Annotated in this window: 15 protein-coding genes; 4 read left to right on the top strand and 11 right to left on the bottom strand. The window is 61.7% G+C overall.

Annotated features, from left to right (window positions below; genetic code table 11):
- Positions 1 to 20: 20 nt before the first annotated feature.
- Positions 21 to 623: a tetratricopeptide repeat protein gene (locus ABIB73_RS33415; RefSeq protein WP_354231182.1), complete on the bottom strand. Its 603-nt coding sequence runs from the start codon at positions 621 to 623 to the stop codon at positions 21 to 23.
- Between the two features lie 32 nt (positions 624 to 655).
- A complete protein-coding gene (locus ABIB73_RS33420) occupies positions 656 to 1,984 on the bottom strand; it encodes an RHS repeat-associated core domain-containing protein (RefSeq protein ID WP_354231184.1) in 1,329 nt (442 codons plus the stop codon).
- Positions 1,985 to 1,992: 8 nt separating this feature from the next.
- Between ABIB73_RS33420 and ABIB73_RS33425 the strand changes: the two genes are divergently transcribed.
- Positions 1,993 to 2,664, top strand: coding sequence for a transposase (locus tag ABIB73_RS33425; protein ID WP_354231186.1), 672 nt, complete (start codon positions 1,993 to 1,995; stop codon positions 2,662 to 2,664).
- 138 nt (positions 2,665 to 2,802) lie between these two features.
- Positions 2,803 to 3,159, top strand: coding sequence for a hypothetical protein (locus ABIB73_RS33430; RefSeq protein ID WP_354231187.1), 357 nt, complete (start codon positions 2,803 to 2,805; stop codon positions 3,157 to 3,159).
- Positions 3,160 to 3,955: 796 nt separating this feature from the next.
- Here ABIB73_RS33430 and hpnH read toward each other — a convergent pair.
- Positions 3,956 to 5,116: an adenosyl-hopene transferase HpnH gene (hpnH, locus tag ABIB73_RS33435; protein ID WP_354231188.1), complete on the bottom strand. Its 1,161-nt coding sequence runs from the start codon at positions 5,114 to 5,116 to the stop codon at positions 3,956 to 3,958.
- A gap of 33 nt (positions 5,117 to 5,149) precedes the next feature.
- A complete protein-coding gene (gene ispH / locus ABIB73_RS33440) occupies positions 5,150 to 6,076 on the bottom strand; it encodes a 4-hydroxy-3-methylbut-2-enyl diphosphate reductase (RefSeq protein WP_354231189.1) in 927 nt (308 codons plus the stop codon).
- 463 nt (positions 6,077 to 6,539) lie between these two features.
- Here ispH and hpnN point away from each other — a divergent pair, with 463 nt between their 5' ends.
- Positions 6,540 to 9,128, top strand: coding sequence for a hopanoid transporter HpnN (gene hpnN, locus ABIB73_RS33445; RefSeq protein ID WP_354231190.1), 2,589 nt, complete (start codon positions 6,540 to 6,542; stop codon positions 9,126 to 9,128).
- Here the strand turns inward: hpnN and ABIB73_RS33450 are convergent.
- Positions 9,096 to 9,722, bottom strand: coding sequence for a DUF2147 domain-containing protein (locus tag ABIB73_RS33450; RefSeq protein WP_354231191.1), 627 nt, complete (start codon positions 9,720 to 9,722; stop codon positions 9,096 to 9,098). The two genes, hpnN and ABIB73_RS33450, sit on opposite strands and share 33 nt — an antisense overlap.
- 142 nt (positions 9,723 to 9,864) lie before the next feature.
- Here ABIB73_RS33450 and hpnO point away from each other — a divergent pair, with 142 nt between their 5' ends.
- Positions 9,865 to 11,256 (top strand): aminobacteriohopanetriol synthase HpnO, encoded by a 1,392-nt coding sequence (gene hpnO, locus ABIB73_RS33455; RefSeq protein ID WP_354231193.1) that lies wholly within the window; start codon positions 9,865 to 9,867, stop codon positions 11,254 to 11,256.
- A 9-nt stretch (positions 11,257 to 11,265) separates the two neighbouring features.
- Here hpnO and ABIB73_RS33460 read toward each other — a convergent pair whose 3' ends face one another.
- From ABIB73_RS33460 to ABIB73_RS33485, 6 genes are all read right to left on the bottom strand, one after another.
- Positions 11,266 to 11,571, bottom strand: a complete 306-nt coding sequence (locus tag ABIB73_RS33460; protein ID WP_354231195.1) for a HigA family addiction module antitoxin — start codon at positions 11,569 to 11,571, stop codon at positions 11,266 to 11,268.
- Between the two features lie 12 nt (positions 11,572 to 11,583).
- Positions 11,584 to 11,865, bottom strand: coding sequence for a type II toxin-antitoxin system RelE/ParE family toxin (locus ABIB73_RS33465; protein ID WP_354231197.1), 282 nt, complete (start codon positions 11,863 to 11,865; stop codon positions 11,584 to 11,586).
- Between the two features lie 70 nt (positions 11,866 to 11,935).
- Positions 11,936 to 12,700 (bottom strand): anti-sigma factor family protein, encoded by a 765-nt coding sequence (locus tag ABIB73_RS33470; protein WP_354231199.1) that lies wholly within the window; start codon positions 12,698 to 12,700, stop codon positions 11,936 to 11,938.
- Positions 12,697 to 13,245 (bottom strand): sigma-70 family RNA polymerase sigma factor, encoded by a 549-nt coding sequence (locus ABIB73_RS33475; protein ID WP_354231201.1) that lies wholly within the window; start codon positions 13,243 to 13,245, stop codon positions 12,697 to 12,699. The genes ABIB73_RS33470 and ABIB73_RS33475 overlap by 4 nt, the downstream gene beginning before the upstream one ends.
- Positions 13,246 to 13,396: 151 nt before the next feature.
- Entirely contained in the window at positions 13,397 to 13,723 is a 327-nt protein-coding gene (locus ABIB73_RS33480; RefSeq protein WP_354231203.1) for a cupredoxin domain-containing protein, read from the bottom strand.
- 24 nt (positions 13,724 to 13,747) lie between these two features.
- A complete protein-coding gene (locus tag ABIB73_RS33485; protein ID WP_354231205.1) occupies positions 13,748 to 14,692 on the bottom strand; it encodes a metallophosphoesterase family protein in 945 nt (314 codons plus the stop codon).
- Positions 14,693 to 14,820: the final 128 nt, after the last annotated feature.

The following is a 14,820-nucleotide window of genomic DNA, read 5'->3' on the forward strand; positions in this document are numbered from 1 at the left end:
ACCTGGAGTGTTTGTTTCTGTCAGGCTAAAATCCGTTCCTCATAATCTGGTCTCTTCCAGGCTCGTATAAATGTAAAACGGACCATGTCGAAGGCAAGGGACGTGAGCAGCCACAAGCCCGATATGACCTGCGCAGGTCCAAATGATCCTCTGAGATAGAATCCAGCAAGATCCCGTTTAGCGAACAGATGCCCCCTGCCGGTCGCAACTTTAAGTAGCCGCACACACTCTTCGTGATTCTTGGCTGTCCCCAAACCGTTCTCGTATGATTTGGCGAGTCGATATATCGCGGGCAGATAATTCTTTTGAGAACCTCGCGAAAAGGCTTTGAACGCCGCTTCATGCTCACTAGACGATTCCAAGGCTCGACCGAGAAGGTAGGACGCGGGCGTCCAGCCAGCTTCTTCTGCACGTGAATACCAGAGTTCCGCCTTGCCAAGATCTTTGGCAATACTTCTCCCGTAAGAATAAGCGTCCCCCAGATACCACATGCTCGCAATCGATCCGGATTCGGCTAGTTCTTGTAGCTCAGAGACAGCCCTTGTTGGATCGGTTTCAAGCAGGTCAAATGACCGCTGCAGCCGCTCGATATCGGGTTCGCGTTTCCAATCAAGTCCGTGCACGATGACATCCCCTTGCTCACCTGTTCATAGAGCTAACGTTTATCTATCGGCATCACTATGCACTGTTCGGGCTTCAATGGCTTGGGTGGTGGGTCAGGAAATCTTTTACAGGCAATGATCGTGTAGCAAATTTGCCCCCACTGACGCCAGGTGAGTTCTCCTGTTGGATCAGTTAAACTTACCGGATTGGAATCCGCGTAGGTATAGAGATTAGTCCCTTCTCTAACCGGAGGCGAGTTTGGCCAGGCCCATTCAAGACCATAGTAGAGGGCTGGATCTAGCCTAGCCCCGGCGGTTTTGAGTCCTAGAACGTCCAACTCGCTTGTCACTGCAACACCGCGTGGCTGGGCAGTGTAAGGCGCCTGCTGAACCGCAAGAGCGTCCGTGGTTGCGGAATTCAATCTAAGTGTATCCGTCGCGGCCTCTCCGAGAGGGTCTCGCGATAGCCAGCGCGTCGCAATTGGATCATAGGCGCGATACCACGTCAGATACAGCCCGCTATCCGCATCGTAAAACATCCCCGCATAGTTGAAATCGGTCAGCGGCGCCGTGGCTTGCAACGCGCGGCCGTAGGGATCGTAGCCATAGGCCGGTGCGCTGGTGGTGCTGGCGAACACCCGCCGTGTCGAGCCGATTTGATCGGGTCCGTAATAGTAGGTTTGCGGCGTCGCGCCCGGCACGATCTCGCCTTCGGCATAATAGCCACGGATGGTGGCATTGCCGGCGTTGCGCGCCTGGCAGATGCTGCTGCCGCACCAGAGATATGACGTGGTCGTGGCGCTGCCGCCGCCTGCGGGCGTGCTGGCGGTCGCGGTACGGCGGCTCAGTCCGTCATAGGCGAATGCGGTCTGCTTGCCCGTCTGTCCGGGATAGGTGATGCCGACCAGCCGGTTTTCCGCATCCCAACTGTAGCTGCGCTGGCCGTCCGCCAGGAGGTTGCCATTGGCGTCGAAGGCGAGGCTCTGGCCTGACAGATTGGTAAGCTGGTTGAGATTGTTGTAACTCGCCGTCTGCGTCACCGTTCCGGGATAGACGGCAGCGGCGTCGCTGGTCTCGGTGATGGCACTGATGAAATTCTCGGGCGTGGTCGAATAAGCGTATGTCGAGACCTGCGTCGGCGAGAGGCCGGTATTGGAGATGCCCGCAAGCCGCCGGTCGCCGCTGTTCGGCAGATAGGTCCAGGCCGTGGAGAGCGTGCTGCTTGCGCGTTGCCGCTGCGCCATCTGGCCGGTCTGGCCGAGATAGCTCAGCGTGAACGCGCCGAGGTCGCTGGCGTGGCTCGTCAGACGATCGATCGCGTCGTAACCAAAGCAATTACGGTGACAGTGCACAAAATTGACGCCGCCCGCTTTCGCGGGCATGATGCGGCATGGCTCGTCTTGCTCGTGTCGTCATCCCCGGCCATCCCCACCATGTCACCCAGCGCGGCAATGGCCGGGCGCGCACGTTCTTCGAGGACAGCGACTATGCGCTGTATCGCGACCTGCTTGCTGAAAATTGCAAAGCCGCCGGCGTCGAGGTGTGGGCCTGGTGTTTGATGCCGAACCACGTTCACCTCATCCTGGTGCCGTCCGATTCCGACGGGTTGCGCCGTGCGCTGGCCCGCGTGCATCGCAGCTATGCCGGAACCGTCCAGGCGCGACGCAAGCGCACCGGTCATTTCTGGCAGGGGCGGTTCGGCGCCGTTGCCATGGACGAAAATCATCTCGCGGCGGCGCTTCGCTACGTGTCGCTCAACCCGGTGCGGGCGCGTCTGGTGCAGCGGGCGCAGGATTGGCGCTGGTCGAGCACGCGCGCACATTTGCGCGGGAAGGACGATGGCCTGACGTCGCGGGCGCCGGTCCGCGATCGCTTTCCGAACTTCGCCGATTTGCTGGCAACCGAACCGGAGGCGGATCTGTTCGGCGCACTGCGTGCCGCAGAGAGCATCGGCCGTCCGCTGGGAGACGACCGCTTCGTCGCCCGCATCGAGCGCCAAACCGGGCGCGTCCTAAAGCCCGGCAAGCGCGGACCCAAGCCATCCGCATCGGAGGACAAGTGATCTCTGGGAGCATTAAGTGCACTGTCACCGTAATACCAGTTATATTTCCGTGAGGCCAGCTTGAGGAAGGCTACTGCCTATCTGAGGCGCAACAGAGTCATCATCTGTCCGGTCTCGGATACCACGAATGGAGTGGGAGTGATTTCTGCGCCCGTCTTCGATCTTGAAGCGAACAATGTGTCGGGCTTAGGAGAAGCAACACTACAAGCTTTGCAGCTTTCAAAAGAAGGGATTCCGCACCCTGCGCCCGAGGAATGGAGCAAGCTATTTGAGCCCATTCTAAATGCCGCGCGAGTCAGATCGTGGAATACGTTCGTTCGATCTACAAAAGATGTTATCGTTAGATTTGAGACGAACCGTGTTGTTTACGTTCCCACCCGAAATCTTGGTCCAAGGAATGGCTTCGCTCCCATCCCGGAAAGGGAGCGATCGAGTGCTCCGACGGTTGCAGAAGCTGGAGCGGCGTTGCTGGCTGCATTCGGTGACGCTGAATAGCGTCCAGTTCGTAGGATTGCTAACCCTGCGTCGTGAGTACGATGCCTGCGAGCCTGAAGATCAGCGCCGCGATCTGCCCTCTGTCTCGGTGGAATTACGAAACTGAGGGATCATTCATTGACTGCATTGGACTGCACGCCGTAAGTGAGACACGCTAACTTCTGTGACAGGTTTGGACTGTACCCCTGAATTACGGTGACAGTGCTGGACTGCACCCCTTGGGTGAGACACGATAATTACCGTGACAGTCCTGGACTGTCGCCGAAATTGCCGGCCCCGCAATCACGAAGGATCTGGTTCAGCATGGAATGAGGATCGCTCGTTCGTTGGATTTCGAAGGCCGAGACTTCGTGCGTCGCGTACGGCGACTGGCTGGTGCCGCTTTCGAATGGGCCACGATGGCATAGTGCCACTGTTTTGCCCGACGCATCAAACTAAATTCGTAAAACACGAAATTTGTGCTTGCCTTCGATTGCGCTCAAACTGACGGCGCGCCTCGAATTGCGGTGCAGCACTGCGGAATCCCCGATCATTGCCCGTTTGCCGCTGATTTGTCCGACGCGGCAAAGGCTTAACCGAACGGACAATGCACCGTTCGGCTGGCGTGTTTCTACTTTGCATGGGGTTGTTTTTCACTTTTTTGCAGCAGAACGAACCGGCCCGACCCAGCAAGGAGGGGAGGGAGCCCAGCCCACGCATTGACTCCGCCCTCTTCGCCTGGGCTGGAGCTGAACAAAAGAAAAGGCCCGGTCGCGATGGCGACCGGGCCTTTTTCGTTCGGACCGACTTCGCGCGCTTACGCGGCGGTCGAAGCCTTCCGAGCGGCCTTTTGCTCGGCGGCGAGCGCCTCGTCGCGGCGGATATCCGACAGCTTCTTCTGGACCTGCTCCGAGAAGATGTACTGCGCCGGACGCTGCTTGCTCATGTCAATCTCGGGCGCCATCGGGCCCGAAGTCCTGATGCCGCGCAGCGACACCCACATCGCCTTGATCGGGTTGTTGAGCGCTGCCGTTGCGGCCGTCGGCTCGTAGCCGCAATGGGCCATACAGTCGGCGCACTTTTCGTATTTGCCGGTGCCGTAGGTCTCCCAGTCGGTGGTGTCCATCAGCTCCTTGAAGGTTTTTGCGTAGCCTTCACCGAGCAGGTAGCAGGGCTTCTGCCAACCAAAAATGTTGCGCGCGGGCATGCCCCACGGCGTGCACTCGTATTCCTGGTTGCCGGCGAGGAAGTCGAGGAACAGGCCGGAATGCATGAAATTCCACTTCTTGCCCTTGCCCATCGCAAAGACGTCGCGGAACAGCTTCTTGGTCTTGGTGCGGTTGAGGAAGTGCTCCTGGTCCGGCGCACGCTCATAGGCGTAGCCCGGCGACATCGAGACGCCGACGCCGAGTTCGACGGTGAGGTCGAGGAACTTTGCGATTTCCTCGGCCGGATGGCCGTCGAAGATGGTGGCGTTGACGTTGACGGTGAAGCCGCGCGCCTTGGCCGCCTTGATCGCGGACACGGCGCGATCGAACACGCCCTTCTGCGACACAGCCTTGTCGTGGTGCTCCTTCAGGCCGTCGAGATGCACGGAGAAGAACAGATAGGGCGAGGGCTCGAACAGATCGAGCTTCTTCTCGAGCAGCAGCGCGTTGGTGCAGAGCGAGACGAACTTCTTGCGCGCCACGAGGCCGCGCACGATCTCGCCGATCTCCTTGTGGATCAGCGGCTCGCCGCCGGGAATCGCCACCATCGGCGCGCCGCATTCGTCAGCCGCGTCCCAGCACTCCTGCGCCGTCATGCGGCGGTTGAGGATCGCGTCCGGATAGTCGATCTTGCCGCAGCCGACGCAGGCGAGGTTGCAGCGAAACAGCGGCTCCAGCATCAACACGAGCGGATAGCGTTTGCGGCCAAGCATCTTCTGCTTGAGCAGGTAGCCGCCGATACGCATTTCCTTGAAGAAGGGTATAGCCATTACGTTTCTTTCTGGGATTGGAATTCGGGTAGGTCAGCTCGCAGCCAGTTGGGCCGGAAGCCGGAATTCGATGTTTTCCTCGCGACCCGGGAGCACCGAGACCGTCACCGGTCCGATCCGCCGCAGCGCTTCGATCACGTCCTCCACGAGCACCTCGGGTGCCGAGGCGCCGGCCGTAAGGCCGACAGTCCTGGCACCTTTCAACCACTCCGGATTGAGCTTGCTGCCATCGGCGATCAGATAACTCGCGACGCCGGCTTCGGTGCCGATTTCGCGGAGCCGGTTCGAATTCGAGCTATTGGCAGCGCCCACCACCAAGATCACGTCGACCAGCTTACTCAAGTCCCTTACCGCAGATTGGCGGTTTTGTGTCGCATAGCAGATATCCCGGATGTCCGGGCCTTGAATGTCTGTAAATCTGGCCTCAAGGGCCCCAATAATGTCCCTGGTGTCGTCGACCGACAGCGTGGTCTGGGTGATGTAGGCCACTGGCGTATCCGCGGGCAGCGTCAGCGCCTTAACTTCTTCGACGCTCTGGACCAACAGCACAGGGCCGGGAACCTGGCCCATTGTGCCCTCGACCTCGGGATGCCCGGCATGGCCGATCAGGATCAGGGTGCGGCCCTTGGTGATGTAGCGCTTCCCCTGATTGTGAACTTTCGTGACCAGGGGGCAGGTGGCATTCAGCACGGGAAGGTCGCGCGCGGCGGCCTCTTCCTCGACGCTGCGGGCGACGCCATGGGCGCTGAAAACGGTCACTGCCTTCGGTGGAACCTCGGACAGCTCTTCGACGAAGATCGCGCCCTTGTTCTTCAGGCTCTCGACGACGTATTTGTTGTGCACGATCTCGTGGCGCACGTAGACGGGCGGGCCATACTTCTCCAGCGCCCGTTCCACGATCTCGATCGCACGCACCACGCCGGCGCAAAAGCCGCGCGGCTGCGCTAGATAAACTTCCATTGGACGCCCATCACGCAAGTTGCACCAATCCGCTCAATTGTCCCCGGCGGCACCCCGATACTGACCAATGCTGCAATATCCGCACCATTGGTTCCGCGACCGCGGGAGCCACCCACCCCATCTGGACCCCGGCGCATGCAGGGCACAGCAATTTGTGTCAAAAAATCGGCAGCAAGGAAAGGTGGAATGAGCCTTGGGTTCCCAATAAGGCGGATTTTGCGGTATTATAGTGCTGTACCGCGTGTGGGCAGAAATGGCGACATTTGTGCTCACCCCTTCGTCACTTTACCGCCTCAACTCCCCGGCTATACCGGCCGCCCCGCATGATTTTGCCATGGTCTCCCGGCGTTTACTTCGAACCTTGTTCCGGCGAGCACCACTCAAAACAGCAATAGGTTTCGCCCGGGAACTCCGATAAACAGCGGGCGTTTCCGGCAAGCTGTTAACACTAGAAAGAGAAGATGTGCTGCAAAGCGTAGTCGTTGCCATCGTCAGGGCCTGCACCCGGTTTGCCCCCCTCGTCGTCGTTCTCGGGCTCCTGCTGGCGGTGGGGGCTGGCTATTACACGTCTCAGCACTTCGCCATCAACACCGACATCAATTCGCTGATTGCCCAGAATCTGGACTGGCGCCAGCGCGACCAGCAGTTCGACCGCGCCTTCGACCGCGATGCGACGATTCTTGCGGTCGTCGAGGCGAAGACGCCGGAGATGGCGACGGCGGCTTCGGACGCGCTCTACGCCAAGCTGAAGGACAACAAGACCGACTTCCAGTCGATGCAGCAGCTCGGCACCGGCGAGTTCTTCGAAAAGAACGGCCTGTTGTTCCTGCCGACGGAGGAGGTCGCCAAGACCACCGGCCAGTTTGAGTCCGCAGCACCGCTGATCGAGATCATGGCCGGCGACCCCTCGATCCGCGGCCTCACCGGCGCGCTGGAGACGGGACTTGCCGGCGTCAAGCGCGGCCAGGTCAAGCTCGACAACACCGAGCGGCCCTTCAACCAGATCGCGCAGACGGTCGAGACCGTGCTCCGCAAGGGCAATGCGAGCTTTTCCTGGCGCGAGCTCGTCAGCGACGAGCCGCTGTCGGATTCGGACAAGCGTGCCTTCATCGAGTTCAAGCCGGTCCTCGATTACAACGCGCTGGAGCCCGGCAAGGGCGCCACCGACGCGATCCGCAAGGCCGCCACCGATCTGGATTTTCCGACCAAATATCAGGCGCGGGTGCGGCTGACCGGTCCGGTCCCGATTGCCAACGAGGAATACGCCACAGTCCAGGAAGGCGCCGTCGTCAACGGCATCGGCACCGTGGTCGTCGTGCTCTTGATCCTGTGGCTTGCGCTGCATTCCTCGAAGATCATCTTTGCGGTGTTCGTCAATCTCTTCGTCGGCCTTGCGCTGACAACCGCCGCCGGCCTGATGATGGTCGGCTCGCTGAACCTGCTGTCGATTGCGTTCGCGGTGCTGTTCGTCGGCCTGGGCGTGGATTTCGGCATCCAATACAGCGTTCGCTACCGCTCGGAGCGCTACAAGCACAACGATCTCACCGGCGCGCTGGTGCTCGCGGCGAAACGCTCGGCGGTGCCGCTGTCGCTGGCGGCGATGGCGACCGCGGCCGGTTTCCTCTGTTTCATGCCGACCGACTACAAGGGCATCTCCGAGCTGGGCCAGATCGCCGGCGTTGGCATGCTGGTGGCGTTCGTCTCCTCGATCACCATGCTGCCGGCGCTGTTGAAGCTTCTGAACCCGCCCGGCGAAAAGGAGCCGGTCGGTTACGCCTTCCTGGCGCCGCTCGATCATTTCCTGGAGAAGCACCGCGTGCTGGTCGTCGGAGGCACGCTGCTGCTGGCGGTCGCCGGCCTGCCGTTGCTCTACTTCATGAAGTTCGACTTCAACCCGATGAACCTGCGCAATCCGAAGGCCGAATCGATCGCGACCTTCCTCGACTTGCGCAACGATCCCAACACCGGGGCCAATGCCATCAACGTGATGACGACATCGGAAGCGCAGGCGAAACAGGTCGAGGCCAGGCTGGAGAAGGTGCCGGAAGTGCTGCGGGTGATGTCGCTCGACAGCTTCGTGCCGGAGGACCAGCAGCCGAAGCTCAAGTTGATCGCGCAGGGCGCCAAGGTGCTGAACCCCGCGCTCAATCCGGACCAGATCGACGCGGCACCGTCCGACCAGGAGAACGTCGAGTCGCTGAAATCATCGGTCGACAATCTGCGCAGGACCGCCGGTGACGCCAAGGGCCCCGGCGCAGTCGCCTCGCGCCGGCTCGCGGACGCGCTGGAGAAGCTCGCCAATGCCGACGAGGCGACCCGCAACAAGGCGCAGGACGTGTTCGTGACGCCGATGAAGATCGTGTTCGACCAGCTCAGGAATGCGATGCAGGCCGAGCCGGTCAGCCTGAAGTCACTGCCGCCCGACCTTGTGAATGCCTGGAAGAGCAAGGACGGCATCATCCGCGTCGAGGCACTGCCGAAGGGCGATCCCAACGACAACGACACGCTGCGCAAGTTTGCGGCAGCGGTGCTCGCGGCCGAGCCGACTGCGATCGGCGGACCTGTCTCGATCCTGAAGTCCGGCGACACCGTGGTGAACGCCTTCATCCACGCGGGCATCTACGCGCTGCTGGTGATCGGCCTGTTGCTATGGGTCACGCTGCGGCGGATCACCGACGTGCTGATGACGCTGGTGCCGCTTCTGGTTGCCGGCGCTGTGACGCTCGAGATCTGCGTGTTGATCGGTCTGCCGCTCAACTTCGCCAACATCGTCGCGTTCCCGCTGCTGCTCGGCGTCGGCGTTGCCTTCAAGATCTATTATGTCGTGGCCTGGCGCTCGGGCAGGACAAACCTGCTTCAGACCAGCCTCACTCGTGCGATCTTTTTCAGCGCACTGACGACGGCGACCGCGTTCGGGAGCCTGTGGCTGTCGAGCCATCCCGGCACGTCCAGCATGGGCAAGCTGCTGGCGCTCTCGCTGGTGACGACGCTCGCCGCCGTGCTGTTGTTTCAGCCGGCCCTAATGGGCAAACCCCGCAATCTCAGGGAGTAGGCAGATGTCGCCGACGGGGTCGGCCACATTTTTCTGACCGGGCTTGGCCGCGGCGGCGCTCTTCGGGGCTCCGGCCGCCGGCGCCGCGGCACCCGGCGTTGGTGCGGCCCTGGGCGCCGCGCCGGTGGTTTTCGGCGTACCCTTGGCCATGGCATTGGCGGTGCTCGAGGGGATCGGCGGACCTACCCGGGTCCAGGTTTCTCCGCCGCAAAGGAAACCCAGCACGCAGCCCTTGATCTCGAGTTGGTCGGCGCCAACCGGAGTGATGGTCGCGCTGTACATCTGACCATCCTTTGCATTGTAGACCTGACCTTCCCACTGCTCGGCGCCGGGACTCTTCTTCATATCGATCAGGGTCGGCATGCCCAGCGTAGGCCTGTTCTTTTTTGAGACATCCGGGTTGTTCTCGTCGCGGCCGCCGGGCTGCTTTTCCCAGGAAACCGCGCCCCACACGCTGCCATTGCATTGGGCGACGCGGATGTTGGCAACGCCGTCGGCGACCCGCCAGTCGCCGGTCGGATCGGCGGCGAGCGCTGGAGTCAGGCAGGCGTAACCACCAGCCAGTATTATTCCGGTGTAAATGGCCAAACGCATGAGTGTTCCTTGGCAGTGCAACATGGTTTAAAGCTGTGCTTGCGAAGATGGTCCGAAAAAGGGCAAAAGGCCGCACAGACCCTTTTCCGTTTGCTGACCGTTTTCAGTTGACGAAGCGGCCCTCAACCGAAGTATGTAGCGGATGAACAGTCCAAATCCAGACATGTCTCAGCTATTCGCGGACCGTCAGGCCCAGCGCAGCGCCCTGCATAATCGGTACCTGAACGAGCAGTTCGTCCGGGTTCTCAAGACCATCGGCTACGATGTCGGCTTCCAGAAGGGGCAGGGGCAGTACCTCTACGATCGCGACGGTGCGCGCTATCTCGACCTTTTGTCCGGCTTTGGCGTGTTCGCGATCGGGCGCAATCATCCGGTGATGCGCGAGGCGCTGAAAAGCGTGCTCGATGCCGATCTGCCCAATCTCGTCCAGTTCGACGTCTCGGTGCTCGCCGGCGTGCTCGCCGAGCGGCTTTTGAAATACGTTCCCTATCTCGACAAGGTGTTCTTCGCCAATTCCGGCGCCGAATGCGTCGAGGCGGCAATCAAGTTCGCGCGCGGCGCTACCGGCCGCCCGGGCATCGTCTATTGCGCCCACGGCTATCACGGCCTGACCTATGGCGCGCTGTCGCTGACGGGCGATTCGAACTTTCGCACCGGCTTCGAGCCGCTGCTGCCGGGCTGCACCTCGGTCCCGTTCAACGATCTTGCCGCGCTGGAAAAGGCGCTGGCCTCGCGCGAGGTTGCGGCCTTCGTGGTCGAGCCGATCCAGGGCAAGGGCGTCAACATGCCCTCCGACGAGTTCCTGCCGGGTGCGGCAGCGCTCTGCAAGAAATACGGTACGCTGTTCGTCGCCGACGAGATCCAGACCGGCATGGGCCGCACCGGGCGCTTCCTTGCGGTCGAGCACTGGAACGTCGAGCCCGACATGGTGCTGCTGTCGAAGTCGCTGTCGGGCGGCCACGTGCCGGTCGGCGCCGTGCTGACGCGCAAGAGCATCTTCGACAAGATCTTTAACCAGATGGACCGTGCGGTGGTGCACGGTTCGACCTTCTCCAAGAACGATCTCGCGATGGCTGCGGGCATTGCCACGCTCGACGTCATGGAGTCGGAGAAGCTGATCGAGTCCGCCGCCAAGCGCGGCGCCGAGCTTCGTCTCGCGCTGACGCGCATGGTGCCCGGCTACGAGCTGCTGAAGGAAGTGCGTGGCAAGGGCCTGATGATCGGCATCGAGTTCGGCCCGCCGAAATCGCTGCGGCTCCGGGCCTCCTGGAACGTGCTGGAGGCGGCCAACAAGGGCCTGTTCTGCCAGCTCATCACCGTGCCGCTGTTCAAGGATCACAAGATCCTGACCCAGGTCGCAGGTCACGGCAGCCACACCATCAAGCTGTTGCCGCCGCTTACCATCACCGAAGAAGACTGCAACTGGATCGAGCGCGCCTTCGACGACGTCATCGCCGGCAGCCACAAGGTCCCCGGCGCGATCTGGTCGCTCGGCAAGACGCTGGTAGATAATGCGGTGAGAAGGTCGGCTTAGGCGGATCCGTCAGGCCGCTTTCGGCTTGTTCAGCGTTTCGATACGATCGAGAGCTTTGCCGAGATCGCGTTTGGCGATCTGGATGTCGTAATCATTCTGAAGATTGAGCCAAAGCTCGGCTGTGGTGCCGAGCGCTTTGGCCAGCCGAAGTGCGGTGTCGGCGGTGATCCCGGTCTGCTCATTCGTGATCCGCTCGATTCGCGTGCGAGGTAGGCCGCACGCCTTGGCGAGGACGCCGGCGGACATCTCCAGCGGGACCAGGAATTCCTCCCGCAGAACTTCACCAGGATGCATGGGCTTGAGCTTTTTGGCCATCGTCGCGTTCTCCTAGTGATAGTCAACGATCTGGACGTCAGTGGGCCCTTGTGCCGTCCAGATGAAGCACACTCGAAACTGATCGTTGATCCTGATCGAGTGCTGTCCCTTGCGATCGCCCGCCAGGGCCTCAAGACGGTTGCCAGGGGGCGCTCTTAAGTCGCCGAGTTCGCCCGCCGCGTGCAGATAACGCAGTTTCCGGCGTGCAACCTTGACCAGATCGGCTGGAAAGCCCTTGGGACTTTCGCCGTTAAAGACAGCCTCAGTTGTCTTGTCCCGAAACGTCTTGATCACGCGCGCAATGTATCATCATCTGATACAAACGCAAGGTTTGTGTATCGCTGCATGATACACCCTCAGGCGTCTACCCCTCCACATTCGCCTTCATCGCCGCCTCGAACTTGTCGACGAACTCGGTGAGCTCGTCGGCGCCGATGTCGCTGACCGCCCAGAAATTCAGGCCGCGCTCGCCCCAGCGGCGGCAATTGAAGCCCTGCATGGTCTGCGTCTTCGGCGGCCGATGCTCGATGCTGGCGGTCTGCGACACGAACAGGTTGATGATGTGCTGCCGGCGCCGGTAGACGACGGCACCGATCGCGCGCGCATCAACATAGTCGAGCCGGCCACCGACCAGCGTAAAGCCCTGCGCGGTGAGATCGATCACCGGTGGGGCAACGTCGAGCTTGCCGTTGAACCACGGCTTGACGGTGTGCTGATCGGTCGAGACCACGTCGATGAGGTGGCCGGCCTGGAGCGAGCGCAAATGGGCGGAGACGACCTCCGAGAGGATGCGTTGCTGGTCGTCCTGGCGCAGCACGACAGCGACGACGCCGGAGGCTGCGAGCGCAGAGACGGCAGAACCCATCGCAAAGCCGCGCAGCACCGAGCGCCGGCTGGGCTGGAGCCGTGGCTGCGGCAGCGACGCCTCGATACGGGCGCGCAGGCTGGCTGGCGCGGTATAGTGCAACTTCGTATCGGCAAGCACGCGCTTTATCTCGCGTTGCGCGGCAAGCTCGGCCGTGCAGGACGCGCAGCTTGCGATGTGTGCTTCGACCTCGCGCGCATGGCCGGCATCGAGCTCGTTGTCGAGCAGCGCGTGAAGCAGGATCTTTGCTTCGTCGCAGGTCATTTCGAGTGCTCCTCTTCCGCCATCCAGGCCGCGCGCAGCATGGCGCGGGCGCGGGCGAGGCGGGACATCACGGTGCCGACGGGGGCGCCGACGGTTTCGGCGATTTCACGATAAGACAGGTTGTTGATCTCCCGCAGCACGAAAGTTTCCTTGAACGGTTCGGCGAGCGCGTCGATCAGCTTGCGAATGGCGCCGGCGTCGCGGCTGCGCAACACTTCCGTCTCGGGGCTTGCCTCGGTCTCCTGCCACATCGGCGTCTGGTCGGCGGCGCCGGGCGTGTCCTCGATTCCGGCGTGCGAATGTGCGCGCCTTGCATATTCTGCGTTGCAGACGTTGCGCAGGATCGCAAACAGCCAGGGCTTCATCGCCGGTCCGCGATAGCTGTCAAAGTGCTTCAGCGCGCGCAGATAGCACTCCTGCACCGCGTCCTCGGCGTCGGAGGCGTCGCGCAGCAGGTAGCGGGCGAGCGTGTAGACGTCGTCGAGATAGGGCAGCGCCGCCTCGCGGAAGCGCTGCGCCTTCTGAAAATCGTCGCTGACGGGCATCGCCTCTCGCTTTGCCTCTTGCTGCGTTTCGTATCTCGTTTCGTACGTCGTTCCGTACCTGGCTTCGTCTTTGGGCCTGACCGAAGGCAGGCGAGCCCGGCCGGCGTGGGACCACCGGCCGGGCAAGACAGAGATGCCTTGGTTCGAGATGTTACTCAACCTTGATCATCCCGGTCATGTGCGGGTGCAACGAACAAAAATATTTGTAGTCGCCCGCGTTGGTGAAGGTGAACGTGAACTTGTCGTCGGTATCCAGGGCCTTGGACCTGAACTTGCCGGCCGACACCACGGTGTGGGGGATGTCGTCCCGGTTGGTCCAGGTCACTGTCGTGCCGACCTTGATCTTGAGCTCGGGCGGCTGGAAGACGAAATTGTCGATATGCACCTCCATATTGTCGTCGGCACGGGCGGTTGTGACAGGCAGCAGGATGGCCGCGGCCACGGCGACACCGAAGTCGCGGCGATTGAGTGTCTTCATTGTCAGCTTCCGTTCAACCTTGGATTAGCCTTGGAGCGGCGTGTCGATGATCGCGAGCCGCTGCTCGTTCTGCTTGAAGTTGACGCTGGCGACCCCGAGCATGGAGCGGAGCTTGGCGTCCTCGACCTTCATCGGTCCGGGCGAGGAGGCGGCTCCCGGCGCCGGTTGCGGGAAAGCGGTCGAGCGCGCGGTATGGAAGGTGACGTTGCCCTCGACCTTCTGCATCACCTGGTGGATGTGGCCGTTCAGCACGGTGACCGAGCCAAATCCCTTGACGTATTCGAGCGCGCGGCCGCCGTCCTCGGTGCCCCAGCCCCATTCCGGATAGACGGTCCAGAGCGGGATGTGGGCGAACAGCACGACCGGGGTTGATTTCGACTTGCCGCGGAGATCGTCCTCGAGCCAGGCGAGCTGCTCGGCACCGAGATTGCCGAGGCCGCCGGCCTTGAGGTCGACGACGTTGACGAGGCCGATGAAATGTACGCCGCCAGCGTCGAAGGAGTACCAGCCCGCGCCCTTGGTGCCGCGGCCGTAACGCTCGCGATAGAACTTCATCTCCTCGTCGAGGAAATCATGCTCGCCCGGGACGTAATGCACGTCGAGCTTGGACTGCGAGATGATGCGGTCGGCATTGTCGAACTCGGCGGCCTTGGACAGGTGGGTGATGTCGCCGGTGTGGATCATGAACGACGGCTTGACCGGCATCGCATTGATCTTGTTGACGGCCTCTTCGAGCGTGCCCAGCGCATTGGGATTGGCCGGCTTGTCGAAGCCGACATGACTGTCGCTGATCTGGAGGAAGGTCATGCCGGGCGCGGCCGCGGTCGCGGCTTGCGCGGAATCGATGATGCCGAGCGAGCGCGGCACGCCGCCCGTGATGGTCCAGAGCACCCCGGTGCCGGCCCAGGTCATGCATTCCAGCACCTTGCGGCGGCTGACGCCGTCTTCCCCGTGATCGTGTCCGCTCATCGCGCATCTCCTCTCGCCCAGAATTGGGCTTCGGGGAGGTGATTGGAGGAAGGGCGGGCTTATTCGCGGGAGAGCGATGACGTTTTCGTGATGTTCGTCAGGCGCGCGTCAGGAGGCCGACCAGCGCC

It is taken from the genome of Bradyrhizobium sp. F1.4.3, from assembly GCF_040548375.1.
In the GTDB taxonomy this organism is placed as follows: Bacteria; Pseudomonadota; Alphaproteobacteria; order Rhizobiales; family Xanthobacteraceae; genus Bradyrhizobium.

What these genes read in the sequence shown, in the direction of transcription:
- ABIB73_RS33420 (WP_354231184.1), bottom strand. Translation starts at nt 1,984, where the DNA reads ATGCCCGCGAAAGCGGGCGGCGTCAATTTTGTGCACTGTCACCGTAAT.
- ABIB73_RS33425 (WP_354231186.1), top strand. Translation starts at nt 1,993, where the DNA reads ATGGCTCGTCTTGCTCGTGTCGTCATCCCCGGCCATCCCCACCATGTC.
- hpnH (WP_354231188.1), bottom strand. Translation starts at nt 5,116, where the DNA reads ATGGCTATACCCTTCTTCAAGGAAATGCGTATCGGCGGCTACCTGCTC.
- ispH (WP_354231189.1), bottom strand. Translation starts at nt 6,076, where the DNA reads ATGGAAGTTTATCTAGCGCAGCCGCGCGGCTTTTGCGCCGGCGTGGTG.
- ABIB73_RS33450 (WP_354231191.1), bottom strand. Translation starts at nt 9,722, where the DNA reads ATGCGTTTGGCCATTTACACCGGAATAATACTGGCTGGTGGTTACGCC.
- hpnO (WP_354231193.1), top strand. Translation starts at nt 9,865, where the DNA reads ATGAACAGTCCAAATCCAGACATGTCTCAGCTATTCGCGGACCGTCAG.
- ABIB73_RS33460 (WP_354231195.1), bottom strand. Translation starts at nt 11,571, where the DNA reads ATGGCCAAAAAGCTCAAGCCCATGCATCCTGGTGAAGTTCTGCGGGAG.
- ABIB73_RS33470 (WP_354231199.1), bottom strand. Translation starts at nt 12,700, where the DNA reads ATGACCTGCGACGAAGCAAAGATCCTGCTTCACGCGCTGCTCGACAAC.
- ABIB73_RS33475 (WP_354231201.1), bottom strand. Translation starts at nt 13,245, where the DNA reads ATGCCCGTCAGCGACGATTTTCAGAAGGCGCAGCGCTTCCGCGAGGCG.
- ABIB73_RS33480 (WP_354231203.1), bottom strand. Translation starts at nt 13,723, where the DNA reads ATGAAGACACTCAATCGCCGCGACTTCGGTGTCGCCGTGGCCGCGGCC.
- ABIB73_RS33485 (WP_354231205.1), bottom strand. Translation starts at nt 14,692, where the DNA reads ATGAGCGGACACGATCACGGGGAAGACGGCGTCAGCCGCCGCAAGGTG.